Source organism: Hydrogenophaga borbori (assembly GCF_003417535.1).
Taxonomy (GTDB): Bacteria; Pseudomonadota; Gammaproteobacteria; order Burkholderiales; family Burkholderiaceae_C; genus Hydrogenophaga; species Hydrogenophaga borbori.
In genome coordinates, this window is sequence record NZ_QVLS01000009.1 from 1 (window position 1) to 20,037 (window position 20,037).

Consider the following 20,037-nt stretch of genomic DNA (forward strand, 5'->3'; position numbering starts at 1 on the left):
CGGCGGCGTTGAGGGCCAGGATGTTGGTCTGGAAGGCGATGCCGTCGATGACGCCGATGATGTCGTTGATCTTGCGCGAGGCCTGGTTGATCTCGTCCATGGTGTTCACCACCTCGCTCACCACGCTGCCGCCGCGCTGGGCGATCTCGGCGGCCGTGCTGGCGAGCTGGTTGGCCTGGCGCGCGGCGTCGGCGCTCTGGCGCACGGTGCTGGTGAGCTGCTCCATGCTGGCCGCGGTCTCCTGCAGGTTGCTGGCGGTCTGCTCGGTGCGGCTCGAGAGGTCCTGGTTGCCCGAGGCGATCTCGGCCGACGCGGTGTTGATGCTGTCGGTGGCGGTGCGCACCTGGCCCACGGTCTTCACCAGCGATTCGCGCATGCGCGAGAGCCCCCCGAGCAGACGGCCGAGTTCGTCCTGGCGGTCCACCCGCACTTCACGGGTCAGGTCGCCCTCGGCCACGGCGTCGGTGGCGCTCAGGGCCTCCTTCAGCGGTTCGGTGACCGAGCGCGTGATGGCCCAGGCCACGAAGGCGGCCAGCGCGATGGCGCACACCGCCAGGGCGACCAGCAGCGTGATCTGGCGCGTGACCGCCGCGCGGGAGTTGGTGGCGGCCTGCTCCATCAGCGTGCGCTGCCCGCTGATCATCTTCTGCTGCTCGGCGCTGTAGGCCTCGACGGCGGGGGGCAGCTCCTTGTCCAGGATGTCCTGCGCGCCGGCGTAGTCCTCCATCTGCAGCGCGTCGAAGAAGCGCTTGCGCACCTCCAGGTACGCGTTGCGCTTCTCGTTGATGGCGGCGAGCAGGGCCTTGCCCTGTTCGCTGGTGATGCGCTCCTCCAGCCCTTTCTGCAGCTCGGCGACGTCCTTGGACGACTGCGCCATCAGCGGTTGAAAGTGCTGGACCACGCGCGGGTCGTTGCGCGACATGGCCTGCGCCATGACGCGGTTCACGTTCAAGGTGGTCTGCGCGGCCCATTCCTGGGTCAGGTTGAGGCGCTGCTGCACCGCGACGATGTCCTCGGTGGCGCGCAGGGCGGCGTTGAGGCCCACCCAGGCCAGCACGGTGGTGCCGACCAGCAGGGCCAGCACGGTGGCGAAGCCGATCGTGAGGCGGGGGCCGATGTTGATGTTCTTGAACATGGAAAGCAGGTTTCGGGTTGAGAAAGATGTATATCGGTTGCGGGCTCAACCAATTGAGCCCACGACGACCACGCTGCGACTGTCGGGCATTTCGTTGTACGAAAGGACATGGAGGCCGGGTGCGAACAGCCGCGCGTAGCGCGCCATCACGGGGCGCAGCTGCGGCAGCACCATCAGCACGGGGGCCGCGGCCATCTGCTTCATCTGCTCGCGCGCCAGCGGCAGGTGCGATTGCAGCTGGGTGAGCAGGTTGGGCTCGATGGGGAAGTTGTCCAGCGCCGCCTTGCCGCCCTGCGTGGCCTGGCTCAGCGCGCGCATCAGCAGGTCCTCCAAGGGACTGCCCAGGCTGAAGGCCTTGACCTCGCCGGTCTGGCCGCAGGCCTGGGCCACGATCTGGCGGCGCAGGGTCAGGCGGGCCTCGGCGGCGAGCAGGATCGGGTCCTTGGTGAGTTCGGCGTTCTCCAGCAGCGTGGTGGCCAGGGGAACGATGTCCTTGAGCGACACACCCTCCTGCAACAGGGTGCGCAGAACCTTGAGCAGCAGGCTGGGGCTGTAGGCCTTCTCCAGCGCGGCCGCGAGCTTGGGGGCCTGCGCGGCGCAGCGTTCCAGCAGGGCGGGCACGTCCTCGTGCTGGAACAGCTCGGGCAGGTTTTCGCGGATCAGCTTGGTCACGTGCGTGGCGACGACGGTGGGCACGTCCACCACCTGGTAGCCCATGCCCAGGGCGTGCGCCTTGTGCGCCGCCTCGATCCACACCACGGGCATCTGGAACGAGGGGTCGGCGCCGGGGATGCCGTCGATCTCGCCATAGACCTGGGGCGAGGGAATGGCCATGAGCCGCTCGGGAAAGACCTCGGCCGAGGCCATCACGCTGCCGTGCAGCAGCACCTGGTAGTGCGTGGGCTTGAGGCCCAGCTCGTCGCGCGTTCGGATGGGCGGCAGCACGATGCCCAGTGACTCGCTGAGCGTCTGGCGCACGCCCTTCAGGCGCTTGGTCAGCGCCGCGCCCTGGGAGGGGTCCACCAGGCCCACCAGCTTGTAGCCCACGGCCACGGCCAGCGGGTCCACCACGGGCAGGCTCTTCCAGTCGATGTCGGGCGCGGCCTCGGTGACCAGCGCGGCCTGCAGCGCATCGGGCTTGGGCGGCGGCGCCACGGCCTGGCGCTGGCCGAGCCGCCAGGCCACGTAGCCCAGCACGCCCGAGAAGGCCAGGAACATCAGCGTCGGCATGCCGGGCACCAGGCCCAGCACCAGGAGCAGGCCGGCCACGCCGTACAGCACGTTGGGCGAGGCCAGCAGCTGCTGGCCCACCTGCTTCTCGATGTCGCCCGCGTCGCTGACGCGCGTGACGATGATGGCGGCCGCGGCCGACAGCAGCAGCGCCGGGATCTGCGCGGCCAGTCCGTCGCCGATGGTGAGCAGGGCGTAGAGCTTGAAGGACTCGCCCAGGCTCAGGTCGTGCATGAGCGCGCCGATGAGCGCGCCGCCGACCATGTTGAGGATGAGGATCAGGATGCCGGCGATGGCATCGCCCTTGACGAACTTGGAGGCCCCGTCCATGGCGCCGTAGAAGTCCGCCTCGGCCGACACTTCCTTGCGTCGGGTCTGCGCGCCCTCCTGGTTGATGAGGCCGGCGTTGAGGTCGGCGTCGATCGCCATCTGCTTGCCGGGCAGGGCGTCCAGCGTGAAGCGCGCCGACACCTCGGAGATGCGCTCGGCGCCCTTGGTGACCACCAGGAAGTTGATGATCATCAGGATGACGAACACCACGATGCCGACGACGAAATTGCCACCGATGACGACGTGGCCGAAGGCCTCGATCACCGAGCCGGCGGCGTCCGTGCCCTCGTGGCCGCGCAGCAGCACCACGCGCGTGGAGGCGACGTTGAGCATCAGGCGCAGCAGCGTGGCGCCCAGGATGACCGTGGGGAAAAGCGAGAAGTCCAGCGGGCGGCGCACGTTCACGGCCACCAGCAGCACGATCATCGCGAGCACGATGTTGAAGGTGAACAGCACGTCCAGCAGCAGCGGCGGCAGCGGCAGGATGATCATGGCCAGCAGGGCCATGAGCAGCAGCGGCGCGGCCACGCGCAGCTGTTTCAGGTCGTTGAACAGGGTGTTCATGGGGTTCATGTCGGTCCGTCGCCGCTCAGGTGGGCGGGCACGTCGAGGTCATGGGGCAGGTGGGGTTCGCTGCGGCGCTGGCCCTGGCGGAACGCCTTGAGGGCGAGAACGTGGCGCAGCACCACGGCCACCGCCTGGTACAGCGCGGCGGGGATCTGCTGGCGCACCTGGCTGGTGTGGTACACGGCGCGCGCCAGCGGCGGCACGCGCAGCACCTCGACGCCCGCCTCTTCGGCGATGCGGCGGATGTACAGCGCCATTTCGTCCAGGCCCTTGGCCACCACGTAGGGCGCGTCGGCCTTGTGGGTGTCGTACTTGATGGCGACGGCGTAGTGCTCGGGGTTGAGGATCACCACGTCGGCCGTGGGGACGGTCTTGCGCACGCCGCGGCGCGCAATCTGCTGCTGGATCTGGCGGATGCGCTGCTTCACCTCCGGCCGGCCCTCGGTGGTCTTGTGTTCTTCCTTGATGTCGCGCTTGCTCATGCGCTGCTCGCGCAGATAGACCAGGCGCTGCACGGGCACGTCGATGAGCGCGTACAGCACGAACACCGCCACCAGCGAGAACACGGCCGCCTGCGCCAGCGAGAAGGCCTGCGGCAAGGCCTCGCCCAGCGGCAGCGCGCTCAGGCGAAGGAAGCCGCCGAGGCTGCCGCTCATGACCCAATACAGCACGCCGAACAGCGTGAAGGCCTTGAGCGCGGTGGTGGCGAAGTCGGCCAGGTGCTTGGGTTTGGTGATGCGCTGGAAGTAGCTCATGGGGTTGAGCCGCTCCAGCTTGGGCATCAGGTTCTGGGCGCTCAGCACCCAGCCGCCGGGAAACAGCGAGGCGATCAGCACGCACAGCGGGATGATGAACAGCGGCAGCAGCATCTTGGCCAGCAGCAGCATCACCGGCACGAAGGCGTGCGAGAACAGGTTGTCGAGCGCGCCGTCGCCATCGGCCACCACGAAGCCGAGCGCGAACAGGCGGCGGAAATCGGCCAGGTAGCCCGGCGCCAGCAGCACGATGGCCTGCAGGCAGACCACCAGTCCCACGGCGGTGGCCAGGTCCTTGGAGCGCGCGACCTGCCCCTGCTCGCGCGCCTTGCGCAGCTTCTGCGGTGTGGCCGCTTCGGTCTTGTCGCCGGTCTGGTCCTGGGACACCGCTCAGCCTCGCATGAGCTGTTCCAGCATCTCCAGCACCCGGGTGGTGAGCTGAACGTACTGCTGGGGGATGAGCCGCAGCATGCCCGCGAGCACGAACAGGCCGAAGACGATGATGAGCGAGAAGCCCAGGGAGAACAGGTTGAAGGTGGGGGCCACGCGGTTGAGAAAGCCAAAGCCGATCTGCACCACCAGGGCCGAGAAGATCACCGGCAGCGCGAGCAGCAGCGCGGCCGAGAACACCCAGCCCACCTGCAGCGGCAGCACCGCCAGGGCCTGCGCGGGGATGCCCGCGCCCACCGGCCAGGCGCGAAAGCTGGCGCCCATGACGCCGTTGAACACCAGGTGGCCGTCGACGGCGAAGAAGATCAGGATGGTGAGCACGTAGATGAGCGCGCTGACCACGTCGGACGAGGCGCCGCTCATGGGGTCGTTCATCTGCGCCATGGCCAGGCCCATCTGGCTGGAGGCCATGTAGCCCAGCAGCCCGAACACGGCCATGACCATCTGGAAGCCGAGGCCGATGATGAGGCCGATGACCACCTGTTCGACGGTGGTGACAATGCCCAGCAGCGAGAACGGCGAGACCGGCTGCGGCGGCGCGGCCACCGGCAGCAGCACCACGGCCAGCGCCAGCGCCAGCAGCACGCGCACGGTGACGGGCACCATGCTGTCGCCGATCACGGGCATGAAGCTGAGGATGGCCAGTACCCGCACGAAGGGCCACCACAGCGCCATGAGGGTGGCGAGCAACTGGCCGAAGACGGGTTCCATGGTGCGGCGCCCGGTCTCAGAGCGCCAGCTGGGCCGCGCGTTCGAAGATGGCGCGCGCATAGTCCATGAGCTTGCTGGTGAGCCAGGTGCCCATGGCGATGATGGCCGCCAGCGTGACCAGCAGGCGGGGCAGGAAACTCAGGGTCTGTTCGTTGATCTGCGTGGCGGCCTGGAACAGGCTCACCAGCACGCCCACGACCAGGCTGGGCGTGATCAGCACGGTGACGATCAGCACCACCAGCTTCAGGCACTCGGCCACCAGTTCGACGGCGATCTCGGGCGTCATCGCATCGCCCCTAGATCGCGCGCACGCTGGTCACCAGCGTGTTCACGGTGAGGGTCCAGCCGTCCACCAGCACGAAGAGCAGCAGCTTGAGCGGCAGCGAGATCACCAGTGGCGACAGCATCATCATGCCCATGGCCATCAGCACCGAGGACACCACCAGGTCGACGACCAGGAAGGGGATGAAGAGCATGCAGCCGATCATGAACGCCGTCTTGAGCTCGCTCAACACGAAGGCGGCGAGCTTGACGGTGAAGGGGTGCTGGGCCGGGTCGCTCACCTCGGGCGCGCCCGAGAGCGTGGCGATCTGCTGCAACGAGGCCTGGCTGGTCTGCGCGAGCATGAAGCGCGAGAGCGGCGCCTCGGCCCGGTTCAGCGCTTCCTGCAGGCCGATGTTGCCCTGGTCGTAGGGCAGCATGGCTTCCGTCCAGATGCGCTCGCCCACGGGGCGCATCACCAGCAGGGTGAGGATGAGCGCGATGCCGGTGAGCACGCGCGCCGGCAGGCCCTGCTGCAGGCCCAAGGCCTGGCGCAGCAGAGACAGCACGATGATGAAGCGCGTGAAGCTGGTCATCGTCAGGACCATGGCGGGCAGCAGGCCCAGCAGGGTCATGACGATCAGGATCTGCGTGCGGACGGTGTAGTCGGTGGTGTTGCCGTGGGTGGTGCTGCTGAACACCTGCAGGCCGCCGCCCGCGGTGTTCGCCGCCTGCGCCAGCGCGCCCTCGGGCCAGGCGAGGGCGGCGAAAGCGAGCGCGGCGCTGCCGGCGGCGAGCGCCAGTCGCGCCGCGCCGCGCGGGCGGGCGGTGGGGCTCATGGCGCGAAGCTGTCCAGGTCCAGGCCGCTCACTTCGAGGACCTTGAGGCCGTAGTTCTCGCCGCTGACCACCACCTCGGCCTTGCCGATGGCCACGCCGTTGATCTTCATGGTGAGCGGTTCGCCGGCCAGCACGTCGAGCTCGACCACGCTGTCGGGGCGCAGCTGGGCCACGTCTTCCAGCGAGACCTCGGCCGAGCCGAGTTCCAGCGTGAGCGTGACGGGGATGCGGCGCATGAGCCGCCCCAGCCCCAGGGCCGCCGCCGCGGCGGGCGCGGGTGGCGCCGCCTCGGCCTGGCCGGCGCTGGCCATTTCCTGCATCACGGCGGCGAAGGCGTCGTCGCCGCCGGGCGCGGCGCTCAGGGCGTCGAGGGCGGGGGAATCAATGGACATGGTCAGACTTCCTGCAGTTGGGTCAGGCACAGGCGGCCCTTGTGCTCGACCACCAGGGCCTTGAGCACGGGCTTGTCCTGGATGCGCACGGTGGCGCTTTCCAGCGGGATGGGGAGCACGTCGCCGGGCCGCAGGCCGAGCAGCTCGCCCAGGGGCAAGGTCTTCTGCGCGAGGCGCACGTCCAGGCGCAGCGGCAGCGCGCGGCGCAGGGCGGCGCTGTCGGCCGGGCGGGCCGCGCCCTGGCGGCGCGTGGGCGCGAGCTGGCGCAGCGCCGCGGCCAGGGTGTCGCTGTCGAGGGCGAACACCACCAGGCCCAGGGGCGTGGCGCCCGCGAGCACCTGCGCCCACAGGAACATCACCGGCCCGTTGATGGGGCAGCGCGCGCTGGACAGGTTCTGCTCGAGCCGCGGGGCGGGGTCGCCCTCGGCCGCGGGCCCGCCGCCGATGCGGTGCACCAGCGCTTCGGTGAGCACCTGGCCGAGCTGGGCGGCCAGGCGCTGCTCGGTGGCGGTCTCCAGCGCCGGCACGCAGCGTGCGCCGAGCGCCCAGTCGGTGGAGCCGTAGCGGCGCGCCAGCAGGGCGGTGAGGGCAGAGCGTTCGATGGCGAAGGCGCTTCGGCCCAGGTGGCTGCGGTAGCTGGCCCAGCGCAGCGGCGTTTCGACGGGGGTAGACCGGCCGTGCGACACGCCGCCCAGGCGCACCGGCGCGCCCACGCGGCCGGGGAAGGCGGTGGCCAGGCCGTGGTCCAGGTCCTGCTGGGTCAGCTGGAACAGCGAGTCGAGGGCGTGGATGGGGCGGCCGAGTTCGCAGGGGTCGAGCGCGGACAGGCGCGCGCCCGCGGCCGGGGGGAGGATGTGCGAGGCGTGGCCCATGCGGCGCTCAGATCGGCAGCTTCATGAGCTCGTCGAAAGCGCCGACGACCTTGTTGCGCACTTGCATCATCATGTTGAAGTTCAGGCTGGCTTCCTGGCTCTTGAGCATGGCGCCGACCAGGTCGTCGCTGCGGCCGCTCTCCACCGCACCGACGGCGGCCTGCGCGGCGTGGCCCTTGTCGTCCGCGGCGCGCAGCAGGCCGCCCACGTGCTGGGTGAAGGACGGCCCCTGCGCGGCGCCCGACGGCAGCACCTCGGCGAGCTGGGCCTGCGCGGCCTGCATCTGCTGCAGGCTGGCCTGAATGGAGGAGAGCATCGACGGGTTCACGTGGGGTCCCTGCAAGGTTTATTTGTGATTTGTAGAAATGTATTGTCGCGAATCGTAATATGGACGGATGACGCGTCAAGCGAACGGCCACGCGCCAGCGGTGCCGGTGGGATGAACGGTGGGACGCAGGCGCCTGACGGCGGCGGCCGTGCGGCGCGGGGCCGACGCCCGGCGCGGGCTCAGAGCTGGATCTGGACGTGCGGCAGGAAGCGCACGCTCGCGTCCTCGAAGCGCTTCTTGTCGTAGCGCAGGGTGGCGGCCCAGAGCACGATGGAGGGGTCGATGGCCGGGTTGACCGGGTGCACGATGCAGCGCACGGCCTTTTCGTGCTGGAAGGTCTTGGCCACGCAGTCGGGGAACTTCAGCGCCAGATCGACCAGGGAGTCGTCGGCCACGGCGGCGCGGCGCGTGCCGGTGTCGCGCACGATCCATTCCACCCACTGGTCGCGCAGCTCGTCGCGCAGCGCGGCGCCGATGCGGTCGAAGTGGATCCAGCCGGTCTCCTGCACCGTGTCGCGGCGCGCCTGTTCGCGCGTGAGGTGGAAGTTGTCCACGCGGTAGTTCAGGTCGACCATGAGCACGCGGTTGAGCCCGGCCGCGCGCTGGTGCTCCTGCGTCCAGCGCGCGGCGGCCACCAGCGCAGCCTGCTTGGCGCTGGCGCCGTAGACCCCCGTGATGAGTCCGGCCGAGAGGTCGGCGCTCTGGCCCGCGAAGCCCAGGCCGCAGTCGCGCAGGCGGATGCGATCGGGCACGTCGCGCGTGTGGGCCAGAAAGGACAGTTGCACCATGTCGCGTTGCTTGGCCACCATGCGCGTCTCCGTTGTTGTGGGGGCGCTCAGGCCCGGCGGGCCGCGGCCTTGCGCGCGGCGGGGGCCGCCGGGGCGGCGGCCTTCTTCGATTTCACGCCGGGTTTGCGCCCGGTCTTCTCGCGCGTGGGCGGGTGCTCGGGCGTGGGGATGCGGAATTCGGTGTCGAGGTCCACGCCGCGCAGGGTCCAGACCTTCTTTGCCACGCGCTCGAGCACCTCGCGCGGATCGTCCACCTGCTTGAGCTTGCTCAGGATGCACTCGATCACGGCGTAGGCGGGCAGGTCGGTGTCGTTGCGGCGGCGGTCGTCGGACAGCCACTGGTACTGGCGCGCCGAAGAGCGGCCGAAGATCTTGGCGAAGCGCGTGCCCAGGTCCACGCGCGCCCAGGTTTCCAGCTCGGTGCCGAGAAAGGGCGCAAGCGCCGGGTCGTACATGAGGTGGAACAGTTCCTTGATGGAGTAGCGTGCCCAGCCGCGCTCGCGCGGGATTTCCTCGTACAGGCGGATGAGCAGCTCCAGCGCCTCGGGCAGCAGGGGCAGGGCGCACATCTTGTTGTAGTGGTTGGAGTTGCGGAACCCCAGCGCGTACTGCGCGTCGTGCTTGGACAGGTTGTTCTCGCCGCGCCACTCCTCGATGTCCAGCCCCATCATGGGCCGCTGGGCGCGTGGCCGGGACAGATCGACCAGGGGTCGCTTGAGGGCGGTTGCGTTCATGTCTCGTCTCGCCGGGGTGTGGCCCCGGGCGGCTCGGGTCTTGTGGGCTTCACACTTCGCGGAGTTTACTTTCAACAAAGTGAGTTAGTGAGCGCCGACGCCGCGGCCAGGCCGCTGGCGGACGAGCGGCGCGGCGCGCCGGCCTCAGGCGCGCAGGGGCTCGAGCAGGCCGAAGGCGCTGTTGGCGCGCATCTCGAGGAAGCCGCCGGCGCACATGCGGGCGGTGTAGAACTGCTCGAAGCTGGCGACCGGGCCCAGGCCGTCCACGAAGCTGCGGTAGGCGGTCCACAGCTGCTCGAACAGTTCGGGCGGGCAGGGGTAGCGGCGGAACACGTCCTGCAGTCGGCTGCGCTCGTAGCGCCAATGCAGCTCCTGCGGATCGCCCTCGGTGGCCGCGCGCTCGATGCGCGCGCCCAGTTCTTCGAAGGCCAGCAGGCGCTGCAGGTCGAGCCGGATGGTGGGGCCGCCGGGCTCCAGCGGTCGGGCGCCGCCATCGGCGTCACCGGGGGCGGGCACCACGGTGCCGCACAGCTGGCCATGGTGAGCGACGGCGCGGCGCGCCACCACCCAGGCGGCGTTGCCCAGGACCGCGGCGCCGCGCGAGTCCAGGTCGGGCAGCGAGAGCCGGACCCGGCCGGGCAGGCGCCGCGACGGCTCGGCGCGCAGCTCCACCACCAGGAAGAGCACGGCCTCGGCGTACAGGCGCAGCACGCTCTGGCGTTCCCCGCGGGGCGCCTCGGCGTCGGGCATGCCGCGTCCCTGGACCACCTCGCCACTGGCGTCGTGCGGGCGCGTGCTGAGGTGCATGGACAGGCGTTCCAGCGGCACGCGCGGTGGGCGCAGCTGCTCCACGGCCCAGGCCAGCGCGCGGGCAGGCTCCTTCAGTTCATCGTGCATGACCGCCTCCCGGGCGGCGCGCAGGCGCGGCGCTGCCTTCCGAATTTCTAATTCGCGGATATATGCACATGCAAATCATTATTCACCAAAACGGCCGATGGTGCACGGTTCAGCGGCGGAAGTGTTGTTCGAGCTCGGTGAGCACGCCGTCGATGCCCTGCAGCGTGCCCGCGAGGTCGCGACAGAGCTGCAGCCATTCCTGGCGTTGGGCGGCGTGCTGGGGGTCGGTGTCGGCGGCGATGAGCTGCACCGTGGCCTCGAGGTCGGTGCCGGCGCGCTGGCGCAGTCCCATGGCGTGGATGAACAGGCCGCGCGCGGTTTCCTGGGTGTCGCCCATGGCGGCGCGGGTGTCGCCGCTGCTGGTCATCACGTCGGCCATCAGCAGGTTGCGGATGGTCTCCAGCGTGCCGGTCAGGTGGCGCATGCGCTCGCAGACGGCGACGAGCTTCTCGAAAGCGTTTTCCATGGCGCATCGACCTTAGCGCAGTGGGCGGGCGGTGTCCCGTGAAGGGGATCACGGGGCGCGCCGGGCGGATCGGCGGAGGGCGCCCGCGGGGGATCAGTCCTCGCGCGCCTCCGCTTCGCGCGGCACGAAATCCACGTCGCGGCCGTCGCAGAGCAGTTGGCGGATGCGCACCGGTGCGCCGTGTTCGTCGAAGCACACCAGGCCGATGCCGCTGCCATTGAGCAGGCGCCGGCCGTGCGGCGTGCCCTGCGGCTTGCGCGGCGTGACCTTCATGTGGCGCCGCCGCGTGAAGCGGTTGAGCGGCGAGCGCGGCGAGAACAGCCAGCGGTTGAGGTGGTCGAGCTTGTCGAGCAGGCCATCGGGGAAGCTGTTGCGCAGGCCGCTGCTGCAGATCTGCCAGATGTGCGGGCCCGGGTGGTCCGTGGACTGGCGCCGCCCGCGCGGGCGCAGTTCCACGTCGTAGACGAAGGAGTAGTGCACGTCGCCCGATAGCACCACGAAGGTCTGGGGCGTCTTCGGGTGGCGGAAGATGTTGAGCATGGCGCTGGCCGCGCCGGGGTGCGACATCCAGTTCTCGGCGTCCACCAGCAGGGGGTGGCCGAAGAAGCTGAAGACCCTTTGCACCGTTTCGATGAGCTTGACGCCGAAGATGGGGGCCGAGGCCACCAGCAGCACGGCGGGGTGGCCGCGCAAAGCCTGCTGCAGATCGGTGAGGGCTTCCCAGTCCATCAGGCCCGAGGGCCGGCGCGGCGAGACCTCGGAGCGCCAGCGGTGGGTGCGGCTGTCCAGCACCATCAGCGGCGGCGTGGTGGGCCACACGTAGTGCCAGTCGCGCCAGTGCAGCAAGCGCTCGATGAGCGCCTCGTGCGCCTCGCCGCCGGGCTCGTCGAGCGCGGCCTGCGTCTGCTGCAGGAGCGCATCGCCGCCGAAGGCCTCGGGCTGGTTGCCCCAGGCCTGGTTGAGCAGGTAGGCGACGAGGGCGTTGCCGATGACGCGGCGCGAGAAGGGATGGCCGTAGGCGACGTCCTCCCACTCGCGGCTGAGGTTCCAGTCGTCGGTGACGTCGTGGTCGTCGAAGACCATGGCCACGGGCAGGTGGGCGAGCGCGCGCCGCGCGGCGGCCAGGCCTTGCTGGAAGCCCGCGATGGCGCGCGATTCGCGCGCGTAGCGTTCGGCGTTCTCTTCGCCCAGACCGGGCGGTGGCGACAGGTCCAGGCCCTGCCAGGGCAGGGGCGACCAGGCCAGCAGGTACATGGCCATCACCTCGCCCAGGGTGATGAGGTGGTTGTGCGCGTTGTCGGTGGTGAAGATGGGCTTCTTCACGCCTTCGAACACCAGGTCGATCAGCCGCTCGCTCTTGGGCGTTCGGGGCAGCAGCCGCTCGCGCCGGTAGTAGGTGTCGGGGTGGGCGAGCAGGTCGCTGGTGCAGCGCACCTCACTGCCGTCGGCGCCGGCGATGGCCTCTTCGCGCAAGCCCAGGCGCCGCATGAGGCCATGGATGGCGCGCAGCATGGGACCGGCCACGTCGTCGCAATAGACCTGGTCGCCGCTGAGCACGAGCGCGGCGGGCCACGGCGTGGCCTCGCCGACCGCCCCGCCCAGCAGTTGCTCGAGGTGCGCGTCGGCGCGCGCCAGACCGTCGCCGCCGCCCGCGTGGTGCGGCTTGCGGCATGAGCCATGCAGCAGCGCGCGCACCTCGGGCGCGAAGCGCAGGCCCGGGGTGTCGCGGCCGGGGTAGCAGAGGGCGGGGTCGTCGAGTGCGGTCCAGGTGCCGTCGGCGTGGCCGAACTCAAAGCGGTAGCCGGTCCAGGCGCCGGGCACCAGGTCGGCGTCGAGTTCGAGATCGACCAGCAGGATCGCCAGGCGCTCGCCGACGCGCAGCGTGTGCACGGCGGGGCTGTGGGTGGTGGGGGCGCCATCCTCTGGCAGGAGGGTGAGGCGCAAGTGCGCGGGGGCCTGGCTGCAGGCCAGCCACCAGGCGATGCGGCGCGCCTGCACGCGGCGCAGCACGGGGCCGGCGAGCACGGGCGGCAGGGAGTCGGGTGGGGCCTCGGTCATGCGCGGACATTGTGGCGCGCCTGTGTGAAGCCGGCCCTGGCGCTGGCGGCAGGGTGCCGGTTCACACCGCTTGCCGCAGCGTCTGCACCAGCACGCGGTGCAGCGCGTCCACCGCCGGCGAGCCGCGCGAGGCGCGGCTGCGGTAGGCCGCCACGGCCATGGGCGCGAGCGGCCCGAGTCCGTGTTCGGGGCCCAGCACGTGCAGGTGCGGTGGCGCGCTGCACTGCGTGAGCACCGCCACCGCCAGGCCGCTCTCCACCGCCGCGATCTGGCCCGCCAGGCTGGAGCTGTGGTACACGACCCGGTGCCGGCGGCCCTGCAGCGACAGTGTGGTCAGGGCGTGCTTGCGTGCCAGGCTGCTGTCCTCGTACACCGCGATCGGCAGGGGGTCGCGGCGCCAGACGTCGAACTGCGGCGAGCCCACCCATACCAGCGGTTCGTGGAACAGCAGGCTGCCGCGCTGCGCATGGTCGCGCGAGACCAGGGCGAGGTCGAGTTCGCCGCGGGCCACGCGGGGGATCAACCGGGTCGATTGCTCGCAATCGAGTTCGATCTCCACCGCCGCGTGTCGCGCGGCGAAGCGCTTGAGCACGGGCGTGAGGTAGCGCGCGGCGTAGTCGTCCGGCACACCCAGGTGCACGCGGCCCATCAGGGTGTCGGGTCGCAGGGCGGCGCGGGCTTCGGCGTGCAGGTCGAGCAGGCGGCGTGCGTAGCCCAGCAGGGCCTGGCCATCGGGCGTGAGTTCGAGCCGGCGCGGTCCGCGCAGCAGCAACGGCCGGCCCACCGCGCGCTCCAGTTTCTGTAGCTGCATGCTCACCGCCGACTGTGAGCGGCTCACCTCGGGCGCGGCGGCCGAAAGCGAGCCCGCGTCGACCACGGTGACGAAACACTTGAGCCAGTCGATCTGCAGGTCGTCGGCGCGCATGAATCCGGTTATCGAATGAAAGCCATGCGAATTATCCGCTTCTCGAAAATTTGTGCGACATCGACAGTGCGGGCATGGACACCCTTGCACGCACCGAACGACTGGCCGCCTGGCGCATGGCCGCGGGCGGCCTCATCCTGGGCTCGCTGGGCGTGTTTCTGCTGGAGTCGGGCAGCGACCCCGCCTCGGCCGCCTGGTTCCGCTGCGCCTTCGGGTTGCTGGCGCTCACGCTGTGGGCGTGGGCCGCTCGGCGGGCACCGTTGTGGCGACTGCCGGCTGGGACGGTGTGGCGCGTGGCGCTCGCGGCCGGCCTGGTGGTGCTGAGCTGGGTGGTGTTTTTCGCGGCCATCCAGCGCCTGTCGGTGGGCCTGGCCACGGTGGTCTTTCACGTGCAACCGCTGTGCCTGATGGTGGCCGGCGCCTGGTGGCTGGGCGAGCCCTTGCCGCGCGCCCGCCTGGCCGCCGCGCTGCTGGCCCTGCTGGGGCTGTCGCTGGCCACGGGCCTGGTGGGCGGGGCCGGGGCCGCGGTGTCAATGGCCGGCGTGGGCCTGTGCCTGGTGGCCGTGGTGGGCCAGACGGCGGTGGGTCTGCTGCTGCGCGCGCGCACGCCGGTGCCGCCGCTGGCCCTGGCCTGGTGGCAGTGCGCCGTGGGCGCGCTGGCCCTGTGGCCCTGGGTGCTGGTGGCGGGCTGGCCCGCCTGGGGGCCGGCCTGGGGCTGGCTGGCGGCGCTGGGCGTGGTTCACACGGGGCTGGCCTATGTGCTCATCTATGGCGGCATGGCCCGGCTGGCCACGTCTCGCACCGCCTTGCTGCAGTTTGTCTACCCCGGCGCCACGCTGGTGTGTGACGCCCTGGTCTATGGGCGCTGGCTCGCGCCGGGGCAACTGGTGGGCGTGGCGCTGATGGCGCTGGCCCTGTGGTGGGGCAGCCGCCCCGCGCGCGGGGACGCGGGCGGGGCCGCGAACCTCACTCTTCCAGAAGGGCGCGCAGCATCCACGCGGTCTGCTCGTGCACGGTGAGGCGCTGCACCAGCAGGTCGGCGGTGGGCTCGTCGCTGGCCTTGTCGACCAGGTCGAACATGGCGCGCGCGGTGCGCGCCGCGCCCTCGTGGCCCTTGGCCAGGATGGCCACCATCTCCAGCGCCTTGGGCGGCGCGGACGGCGCGTCGGGCAGCGAACTCAGCTTGGCGAACTCGGCGTAGCTGCCGGGCGCCACATGGCCCAGCGAACGGATGCGCTCGGCGATCGGGTCCACCGCGTTCCACAGCTCGGTGTACTGCTGCATGAACATGGCGTGCAGGCTGTTGAACATGGGGCCGGTCACGTTCCAGTGGAAATTGTGCGTGGTCAGGTACAGCGTGTAGGTGTCGGCCAGCAGGTGGCTCAGACCCTTGGCGATGGCGGCGCGGTCCTTCTCGCTGATGCCGATGTTCACGGCCATGACGGGTTTGGCGGTCTTCTTGCTCATGGATGCGGGCTCCTGTAAGGGTGAACGACAGCCGTAGCTTATCGCCGCCGGGGTGCCGCCACGTTGACCGGGGTCAAGCGTGTCTCAGCGTCGCTGGGCCCAGCCGTGGTCGAGCGGACCATGGCCATGGCCCAGGCGCCAGCCGGCCGAGGCCCGCAGCGCCGCGCGCACGTACTCGCGCGCGGCGGCCACGGCCTCGCGCAGGGTGTCGCCGCGCGCCAGGCCACAGGCAACGGCGCTGGACAGGGTGCAGCCGGTGCCGTGGGTGTTCGGTGTGTCGATGCGCTCGCCGCTCCAGCGCGCGACGCCCGAGCCGTCGAGCAGCAGGTCGGTGAGCACCGGGCCGCTCAGGTGACCGCCCTTGAGCAGCACGCCGCGCGCGCCCATGGCGCGCAGCTCGTGCGCGGCGCCTTCCAGGGCGTCGGCGTCGGCGATGGCGTGGCCCACGAACCAGCCGGCTTCGTCGAGGTTGGGCGTGATCACGGTGGCGCGCGGAAACAGCTCGGCCACCAGCACGGCCACGGTGTCCTGAGCGATGAGGCGGTCGCCGCTGGTGGCCACCATCACCGGGTCGAGTACCACGCGCTCCAGGCGGTGGCGGTCGATGGCGCGCGCCACGGCGCGCACCACCTCGGGGTCGTGCAGCATGCCGATCTTCACCGCGTCCACGCCGATGTCCTCCACCACGGCGTCGATCTGCTGTTCGAGCAGCGCCGGGGGCAGGGCCTGGATGGCGCGCACGCCCTGGGTGTTCTGCGCGGTGATGGCGGTGATGGCGGTCATGCCGAAGCAGCCGAGCGCGCTCATGGTCTTGAGGTCGGCCTGGATGCCGGCACCGCCGCCGGAGTCGCTGCCGGCGATGCTGAGGACGCGGGGGGGATGAAGGTTCATGTCGCGGGTTCCTGCCCGGGGTCCGAGGGGACCGCTGCGGGCGTGCCCGATTGTTTCATCTGTTCGGGTTCGCCTGTCGCCACGGCGCCTCAGCCCTGTGCCGCCCCCGTCGCCGCCGGTCCCGGTGCGCTTCGCCGGCCTGGCGCGGCCTGTCCGCGGGCGCGTGGCGGTGATGGGTGTTCCGTTTCGGCACACAACGGGCACAGGTGAGGGTGGGGTATTGCCCCGCCACTTGTGGCGCGGCGGACACCACACCCACAATCGTTCGGCCCGGCACGAGCGGGTTCCACCAACGAGGAGACACATGACGCAAGGCCGAAGGCACGGTCGGCGCGAACGAGGTCGCGGCCAACGCTCGCACGACACCCGGTCCGTGATCGCCCCACCCCTGACCGACGCCGGCATCGACCACCTGGCCGCCTGCTGCGCGGCCATGGCACCGAGTGTGCGGCGGCCATGAGGGCGCTTCGCCACACCGTGCCGGGCGCCTGGCTCTGCTTGTGCAGCGGCGCGCTGGCCCAGGGCGTGCCCTTACCCGATGGCGGCGCGCTCGCACCCGTGGTGATCACGGGCAACGCCAGCGCCGCGCAGCGCTGGCTGGGCAGCGCCAGCGTGGATGTGATCGATGGCAGCGAGCTGCGCGACGGGCAACTGCAGATCAACCTGTCCGAGGGCCTGGGGCGTGTGCCGGGGCTGGTCATCCGCCAGCGCGAGAACTACGCGCAGGACCTGCAGGTGTCGATCCGCGGCCACGGAGCGCGGGCCACCTTCGGCGTGCGCGGCGTGCGCCTGTTCGTCGATGGCATTCCCGCCAGCGCGCCCGACGGTTCGGGCCAGGCGGCCAACTTCCCGCTCGGCAGCGCCGACCGCATCGAGGTGGTGCGCGGTCCCTTCGCCGCGCTGTACGGCGCCTCCAGCGGCGGCGCCATCCTGCTCTACACGCAGGATGGCGCGCGCCCGGGCGAGTGGCGGACCGGCCTGGCCGCCGGGCCGCATGGGCTGTGGCGCCTGTCCACGCAGGTGGCGGGGCAGACCGGCACGGCGGCCTCGCCGGGCTGGTCCTACCTGCTCGATGTGGGCCGCTTCGAGACCGACGGCCAGCGGCCGCAATCGGCCGCGCAGCGCAGCACGGCCAATGCCAAGCTGTCGCGCGCGCACGAGGGCGGCCGCACCACGCTGGTGTTCAACCGCCAGAGCGCCTTTTCGTACGATCCCCTGGGCCTGTCGCGCGCGCAGTTCGACGCCGACCCCGAGCAGACCGATGCCAGCGCGATCCACTTCAACACGCGCAAGTCGGTGTCGCAGACGCAGGCCGGCCTGGCCTGGGACCAGTCGCTGGGCGGCGGCCACCGGATCGAGCTCATGGGCTACGCGGGCCAGCGCCGCGTGCTGCAGTTCCAGTCCATTCCCACCGGCGCGCAGGCCGCGCCGGGCAGCTCGGGCGGCGTGATCGACCTGGACCGCGACTACTGGGGCTTCAACGCGCGCTGGCGCCTCAAGACCGATTGGCAGGGCGGCGCGCTGGACCTGAGCGCGGGCCTGGCCATGGACCGCCAGAGCGACGCGCGCCGCGGCTACAACAACTTCGTGGGCGGCACGCTGGGCGTGCAAGGCACCCTGCGCCGCGATGAGAGCAACCGCGCCGACACGCTGGACCCGTATCTGCGCGCCGCCTGGACGCGCGAGGACTGGACGCTCGAGGGCGGCGTGCGCCGTGTGCGCACGCGCTTCGAGTCGAGCGACCGCTTCCTCGCCAATGGCGACGACAGCGGCAGCGCGCGCTACAGCGGCACGCTGCCCGTGGTCGGCGCGCGCTGGCGCATCGCACCGAACCTGCAGGCCTTCGGCAGCGTGGGGCGCGGGCTCGAAACACCCACGCTCAACGAGGCCGCCTACCGCAGCGGCGGTGGCGCCGGCCTCAACACCGACCTGAACGCCGCGCGCAGCACCAGCGCCGAGATCGGCTTGCGTGGGCGCCACGCCAACGGCGTGTGGAATGCCACGCTGTTCGACATCCGCACGCGCGACGAGATCGTGGTGCAGAACAACACCGGCGGACGCTCCACTTTCCAGAACGCCGGCCGTACCGAGCGCCAGGGCCTGGAGCTGGCTGGTGAATGGGCCCTGGGCGAGTTCGCGCTGACGGGTGCCTACACGGCCTTGAGCGCGCGCTACCGCGACGGCTTCCTCACCTGCACCGCGACCCTGTGCCCGAACGTGAACCCGCCCACGCCCATCCCCGCGGGCCGGCGCATGCCGGGCCTGCCGGCGCAACAGGTGTTCGCGCAACTGGCGTGGACGCCGCGCTGGGCCGCGCCGGTGGGCGGCGTGTTCACGCTGGAGGCGCGGCGCAGCGGGCGCGTGTTCGTGAACGACCTCAACACCGACGCGGCCGAGGCCTACACCCTGTTCGCGCTGGGCGCGCGCTTTGAACAGTCCACGGGGCCCTGGACCTGGCGCCAGTTCGTGCGCCTGGACAACCTGACGGACCGCCGCCACGCGGGCTCGGTCATCGTCAACGAAGGCAACGGCCGCTTCTTCGAGCCGGGCGCGGGGCGCTCGCTGTCGGCGGGCGTCGAGCTCACGCGGCGCTTCTAGGCCGGTCCCCGCCATCGTGCGATCAACGGTCACCCTGGACCGGTGAGCGTGAGCGTTCGCGCGCCAACGATCGGTAGCATGCGCGAGGTCTGCATACCGATATGGGGTACCTGCCAGCCCGCTGGCCGAACCACCCAGGAGGCCCGTCCGATGCGTTCCCTGCCACGCCCTGTCCCCGTCGCTGGCCTGACCCGCCGCGCCTTTGCCGCCACCGCCCTCGGTGGGGCCGCCAGCCTGGTCGCGCCGGCCTTGCTGGCGCAGAGCAACCGCATCGTGCTGGGCCAGTCGGCCGCGTTCAGCGGGCCGGCCGCCCAGCTGGGCATCCAGTTCAACGCGGGCGCGCAGCTGTACTTCGATCAACTCAACCAGCAAGGCGGCGTGAACGGCCAGCGCGTCGAGATCGTCAAGCTCGACGACGGCTACGAGCCCGACCGCTGCGCCGAGAACACGCGCCAGCTGCTCGCGCGCGGCTGCACCGCGCTGTTCGGCTACATCGGCACGCCCACGAGCCTGGCGGCGCTGCCGCTGGCCACCAAGGCCGACACGCCTTTCATCGCGCCCTTCACCGGCGCCATGGGCCTGCGCCAGCCCTTCAACCGCTTGGCCTTCCACCTGCGCGCTTCCTACAACGACGAGACCGAGCTCATCGTGCGCCAGCTCACCGGCCTGGGCCTGAACCATGTCGCGGTGTTCCACCAGAACGACTCGTACGGCAAGGCCGGCCTGGACGGCGTGACGCTCGCGCTGCAGCAGCGCCAGCTCAAGCCCAAGGCAACGGCCACGGTGGAGCGCAACTCGGTCGACGTCGCCCAGGCCGTGGCCACCATCGTCGCGGCCAAGCCGCAGGCGGTGGTGCAGATCAGTGCCTACGCGTCCTGCGCGGCCTTCGTGCGCGAGGCGCGCAAGGCCGGCTTCGGCGGCACCTTCTTCAACGTGTCCTTCGTCGGCACGCAAGCCTTGGCCGATGCGCTCGGCAAGGACGGCGCGGGCGTGGCCATTTCGCAGGTGGTGCCCAACCCCTTCTCCACTGCGCGTCCCATCACGCGCGAGTTCCTCGACGCGATCGCGCGCGGCGGCAACAAGGTGCAGCCCAACTACTCCAGCCTCGAGGGCTTTCTGGCCGCGCGCCTGCTGGCCGAAGGCGCGCGCCGCGCGGGCGGCCGTGTCGGTTCGGGCACGCTCGTGAGCGGGCTCGAAGCCATCGGCGACACCAGCTTCGGTGGCTTCAGCATCTCGCTGAGCCCCGACAACCATGTGGCCTCGCGCTTCTCCGAGCTGTCGATGCTCACCGGCGACGGCCGCGTGCGCACCTGACAGTTCTGACAGGGAACGGGGCGTCAGGA

General features: G+C 70.9%; 20 protein-coding genes. 3 read left to right on the plus strand and 17 right to left on the minus strand.

Annotated features, from left to right (window positions below):
* The 15 genes from DY262_RS22145 to DY262_RS15005 form a co-directional block, all read right to left on the minus strand.
* Window positions 1-1,135, minus strand: a 1,135-nt coding sequence (locus DY262_RS22145) for a methyl-accepting chemotaxis protein (protein ID WP_116959948.1), incomplete at its 3' end; no start/stop codon positions are given.
* A gap of 45 nt (window positions 1,136-1,180) precedes the next feature.
* Window positions 1,181-3,268, minus strand: a complete 2,088-nt coding sequence (locus tag DY262_RS14940) for a flagellar biosynthesis protein FlhA (protein WP_116959922.1) — start codon at window positions 3,266-3,268, stop codon at window positions 1,181-1,183.
* Window positions 3,265-4,404 (minus strand): flagellar type III secretion system protein FlhB, encoded by a 1,140-nt coding sequence (gene flhB / locus DY262_RS14945; RefSeq protein WP_116959923.1) that lies wholly within the window; start codon window positions 4,402-4,404, stop codon window positions 3,265-3,267. The genes DY262_RS14940 and flhB overlap by 4 nt, the downstream gene beginning before the upstream one ends.
* 3 nt (window positions 4,405-4,407) lie before the next feature.
* Window positions 4,408-5,178, minus strand: a complete 771-nt coding sequence (fliR, locus tag DY262_RS14950) for a flagellar biosynthetic protein FliR (protein WP_116959924.1) — start codon at window positions 5,176-5,178, stop codon at window positions 4,408-4,410.
* Window positions 5,179-5,194: 16 nt separating this feature from the next.
* Complete coding sequence (fliQ, locus tag DY262_RS14955; protein ID WP_116959925.1) at window positions 5,195-5,464, minus strand: flagellar biosynthesis protein FliQ; 270 nt, start codon at window positions 5,462-5,464, stop codon at window positions 5,195-5,197.
* Between the two features lie 10 nt (window positions 5,465-5,474).
* Entirely contained in the window at window positions 5,475-6,278 is an 804-nt protein-coding gene (fliP, locus tag DY262_RS14960) for a flagellar type III secretion system pore protein FliP (RefSeq protein ID WP_116959926.1), read from the minus strand.
* Complete coding sequence (locus tag DY262_RS14965; protein WP_116959927.1) at window positions 6,275-6,670, minus strand: FliM/FliN family flagellar motor switch protein; 396 nt, start codon at window positions 6,668-6,670, stop codon at window positions 6,275-6,277. The genes fliP and DY262_RS14965 overlap by 4 nt, the downstream gene beginning before the upstream one ends.
* A gap of 2 nt (window positions 6,671-6,672) precedes the next feature.
* Window positions 6,673-7,542 (minus strand): FliM/FliN family flagellar motor C-terminal domain-containing protein, encoded by an 870-nt coding sequence (locus DY262_RS14970; protein WP_116959928.1) that lies wholly within the window; start codon window positions 7,540-7,542, stop codon window positions 6,673-6,675.
* Window positions 7,543-7,549: 7 nt separating this feature from the next.
* Window positions 7,550-7,858 carry a flagellar hook-basal body complex protein FliE gene (gene fliE / locus DY262_RS14975; protein WP_116959929.1) on the minus strand — a complete coding sequence of 103 codons (309 nt, stop codon included), beginning with the start codon at window positions 7,856-7,858 and terminating at the stop codon, window positions 7,550-7,552.
* Window positions 7,859-8,049: 191 nt separating this feature from the next.
* The gene (locus tag DY262_RS14980; protein ID WP_116959930.1) at window positions 8,050-8,679 is read right to left on the minus strand and encodes a hypothetical protein; all 630 of its coding nucleotides are present in this window, start codon (window positions 8,677-8,679) and stop codon (window positions 8,050-8,052) included.
* 26 nt (window positions 8,680-8,705) lie between these two features.
* Window positions 8,706-9,392, minus strand: a complete 687-nt coding sequence (locus tag DY262_RS14985) for a hypothetical protein (protein WP_116959931.1) — start codon at window positions 9,390-9,392, stop codon at window positions 8,706-8,708.
* 144 nt (window positions 9,393-9,536) lie between these two features.
* Window positions 9,537-10,289: a hypothetical protein gene (locus DY262_RS14990; protein WP_116959932.1), complete on the minus strand. Its 753-nt coding sequence runs from the start codon at window positions 10,287-10,289 to the stop codon at window positions 9,537-9,539.
* Window positions 10,290-10,398: 109 nt separating this feature from the next.
* Window positions 10,399-10,755 carry a hypothetical protein gene (locus tag DY262_RS14995; protein WP_116959933.1) on the minus strand — a complete coding sequence of 119 codons (357 nt, stop codon included), beginning with the start codon at window positions 10,753-10,755 and terminating at the stop codon, window positions 10,399-10,401.
* Window positions 10,756-10,848: 93 nt separating this feature from the next.
* Entirely contained in the window at window positions 10,849-12,813 is a 1,965-nt protein-coding gene (locus DY262_RS15000) for a metallophosphoesterase family protein (RefSeq protein WP_116959934.1), read from the minus strand.
* 61 nt (window positions 12,814-12,874) lie between these two features.
* The gene (locus tag DY262_RS15005; protein WP_116959935.1) at window positions 12,875-13,738 is read right to left on the minus strand and encodes a LysR family transcriptional regulator; all 864 of its coding nucleotides are present in this window, start codon (window positions 13,736-13,738) and stop codon (window positions 12,875-12,877) included.
* Window positions 13,739-13,812: 74 nt separating this feature from the next.
* On the opposite strand from DY262_RS15005, the gene DY262_RS15010 reads away from it, so the two are divergent.
* Window positions 13,813-14,757 (plus strand): DMT family transporter, encoded by a 945-nt coding sequence (locus DY262_RS15010; protein ID WP_116959949.1) that lies wholly within the window; start codon window positions 13,813-13,815, stop codon window positions 14,755-14,757.
* On the opposite strand, the gene DY262_RS15015 is transcribed toward DY262_RS15010, so the two are convergent.
* The gene (locus tag DY262_RS15015) at window positions 14,705-15,205 is read right to left on the minus strand and encodes a Dps family protein (protein ID WP_116959936.1); all 501 of its coding nucleotides are present in this window, start codon (window positions 15,203-15,205) and stop codon (window positions 14,705-14,707) included. The genes DY262_RS15010 and DY262_RS15015 overlap by 53 nt on opposite strands.
* Window positions 15,206-15,289: 84 nt before the next feature.
* Window positions 15,290-16,096 carry a bifunctional hydroxymethylpyrimidine kinase/phosphomethylpyrimidine kinase gene (gene thiD, locus DY262_RS15020; RefSeq protein ID WP_116959937.1) on the minus strand — a complete coding sequence of 269 codons (807 nt, stop codon included), beginning with the start codon at window positions 16,094-16,096 and terminating at the stop codon, window positions 15,290-15,292.
* A gap of 456 nt (window positions 16,097-16,552) precedes the next feature.
* On the opposite strand from thiD, the gene DY262_RS15025 reads away from it, so the two are divergent.
* Together DY262_RS15025 and DY262_RS15030 are read left to right on the plus strand one after the other, a co-directional pair.
* The gene (locus DY262_RS15025) at window positions 16,553-18,694 is read left to right on the plus strand and encodes a TonB-dependent receptor family protein (protein WP_245981028.1); all 2,142 of its coding nucleotides are present in this window, start codon (window positions 16,553-16,555) and stop codon (window positions 18,692-18,694) included.
* A gap of 150 nt (window positions 18,695-18,844) precedes the next feature.
* The gene (locus tag DY262_RS15030) at window positions 18,845-20,008 is read left to right on the plus strand and encodes an ABC transporter substrate-binding protein (RefSeq protein ID WP_116959938.1); all 1,164 of its coding nucleotides are present in this window, start codon (window positions 18,845-18,847) and stop codon (window positions 20,006-20,008) included.
* Window positions 20,009-20,037 lie beyond the last annotated feature (29 nt).

Coding starts and splice junctions, on each gene's coding strand:
- DY262_RS14980 (WP_116959930.1), bottom strand. CDS start 8,679: ATGGTGGCCAAGCAACGCGACATGGTGCAACTGTCCTTTCTGGCCCAC.
- DY262_RS14970 (WP_116959928.1), bottom strand. CDS start 7,542: ATGGGCCACGCCTCGCACATCCTCCCCCCGGCCGCGGGCGCGCGCCTG.
- DY262_RS14965 (WP_116959927.1), bottom strand. CDS start 6,670: ATGTCCATTGATTCCCCCGCCCTCGACGCCCTGAGCGCCGCGCCCGGC.
- fliP (WP_116959926.1), bottom strand. CDS start 6,278: ATGAGCCCCACCGCCCGCCCGCGCGGCGCGGCGCGACTGGCGCTCGCC.
- DY262_RS15000 (WP_116959934.1), bottom strand. CDS start 12,813: ATGACCGAGGCCCCACCCGACTCCCTGCCGCCCGTGCTCGCCGGCCCC.
- DY262_RS15015 (WP_116959936.1), bottom strand. CDS start 15,205: ATGAGCAAGAAGACCGCCAAACCCGTCATGGCCGTGAACATCGGCATC.
- fliE (WP_116959929.1), bottom strand. CDS start 7,858: ATGCTCTCCTCCATTCAGGCCAGCCTGCAGCAGATGCAGGCCGCGCAG.
- DY262_RS14995 (WP_116959933.1), bottom strand. CDS start 10,755: ATGGAAAACGCTTTCGAGAAGCTCGTCGCCGTCTGCGAGCGCATGCGC.
- fliQ (WP_116959925.1), bottom strand. CDS start 5,464: ATGACGCCCGAGATCGCCGTCGAACTGGTGGCCGAGTGCCTGAAGCTG.
- DY262_RS15010 (WP_116959949.1), top strand. CDS start 13,813: ATGGACACCCTTGCACGCACCGAACGACTGGCCGCCTGGCGCATGGCC.
- thiD (WP_116959937.1), bottom strand. CDS start 16,096: ATGAACCTTCATCCCCCCCGCGTCCTCAGCATCGCCGGCAGCGACTCC.
- DY262_RS14985 (WP_116959931.1), bottom strand. CDS start 9,392: ATGAACGCAACCGCCCTCAAGCGACCCCTGGTCGATCTGTCCCGGCCA.
- fliR (WP_116959924.1), bottom strand. CDS start 5,178: ATGGAACCCGTCTTCGGCCAGTTGCTCGCCACCCTCATGGCGCTGTGG.
- DY262_RS15025 (WP_245981028.1), top strand. CDS start 16,553: ATGAGGGCGCTTCGCCACACCGTGCCGGGCGCCTGGCTCTGCTTGTGC.
- DY262_RS14990 (WP_116959932.1), bottom strand. CDS start 10,289: ATGCACGATGAACTGAAGGAGCCTGCCCGCGCGCTGGCCTGGGCCGTG.
- DY262_RS15030 (WP_116959938.1), top strand. CDS start 18,845: ATGCGTTCCCTGCCACGCCCTGTCCCCGTCGCTGGCCTGACCCGCCGC.
- DY262_RS14940 (WP_116959922.1), bottom strand. CDS start 3,268: ATGAACCCCATGAACACCCTGTTCAACGACCTGAAACAGCTGCGCGTG.
- DY262_RS15005 (WP_116959935.1), bottom strand. CDS start 13,738: ATGCGCGCCGACGACCTGCAGATCGACTGGCTCAAGTGTTTCGTCACC.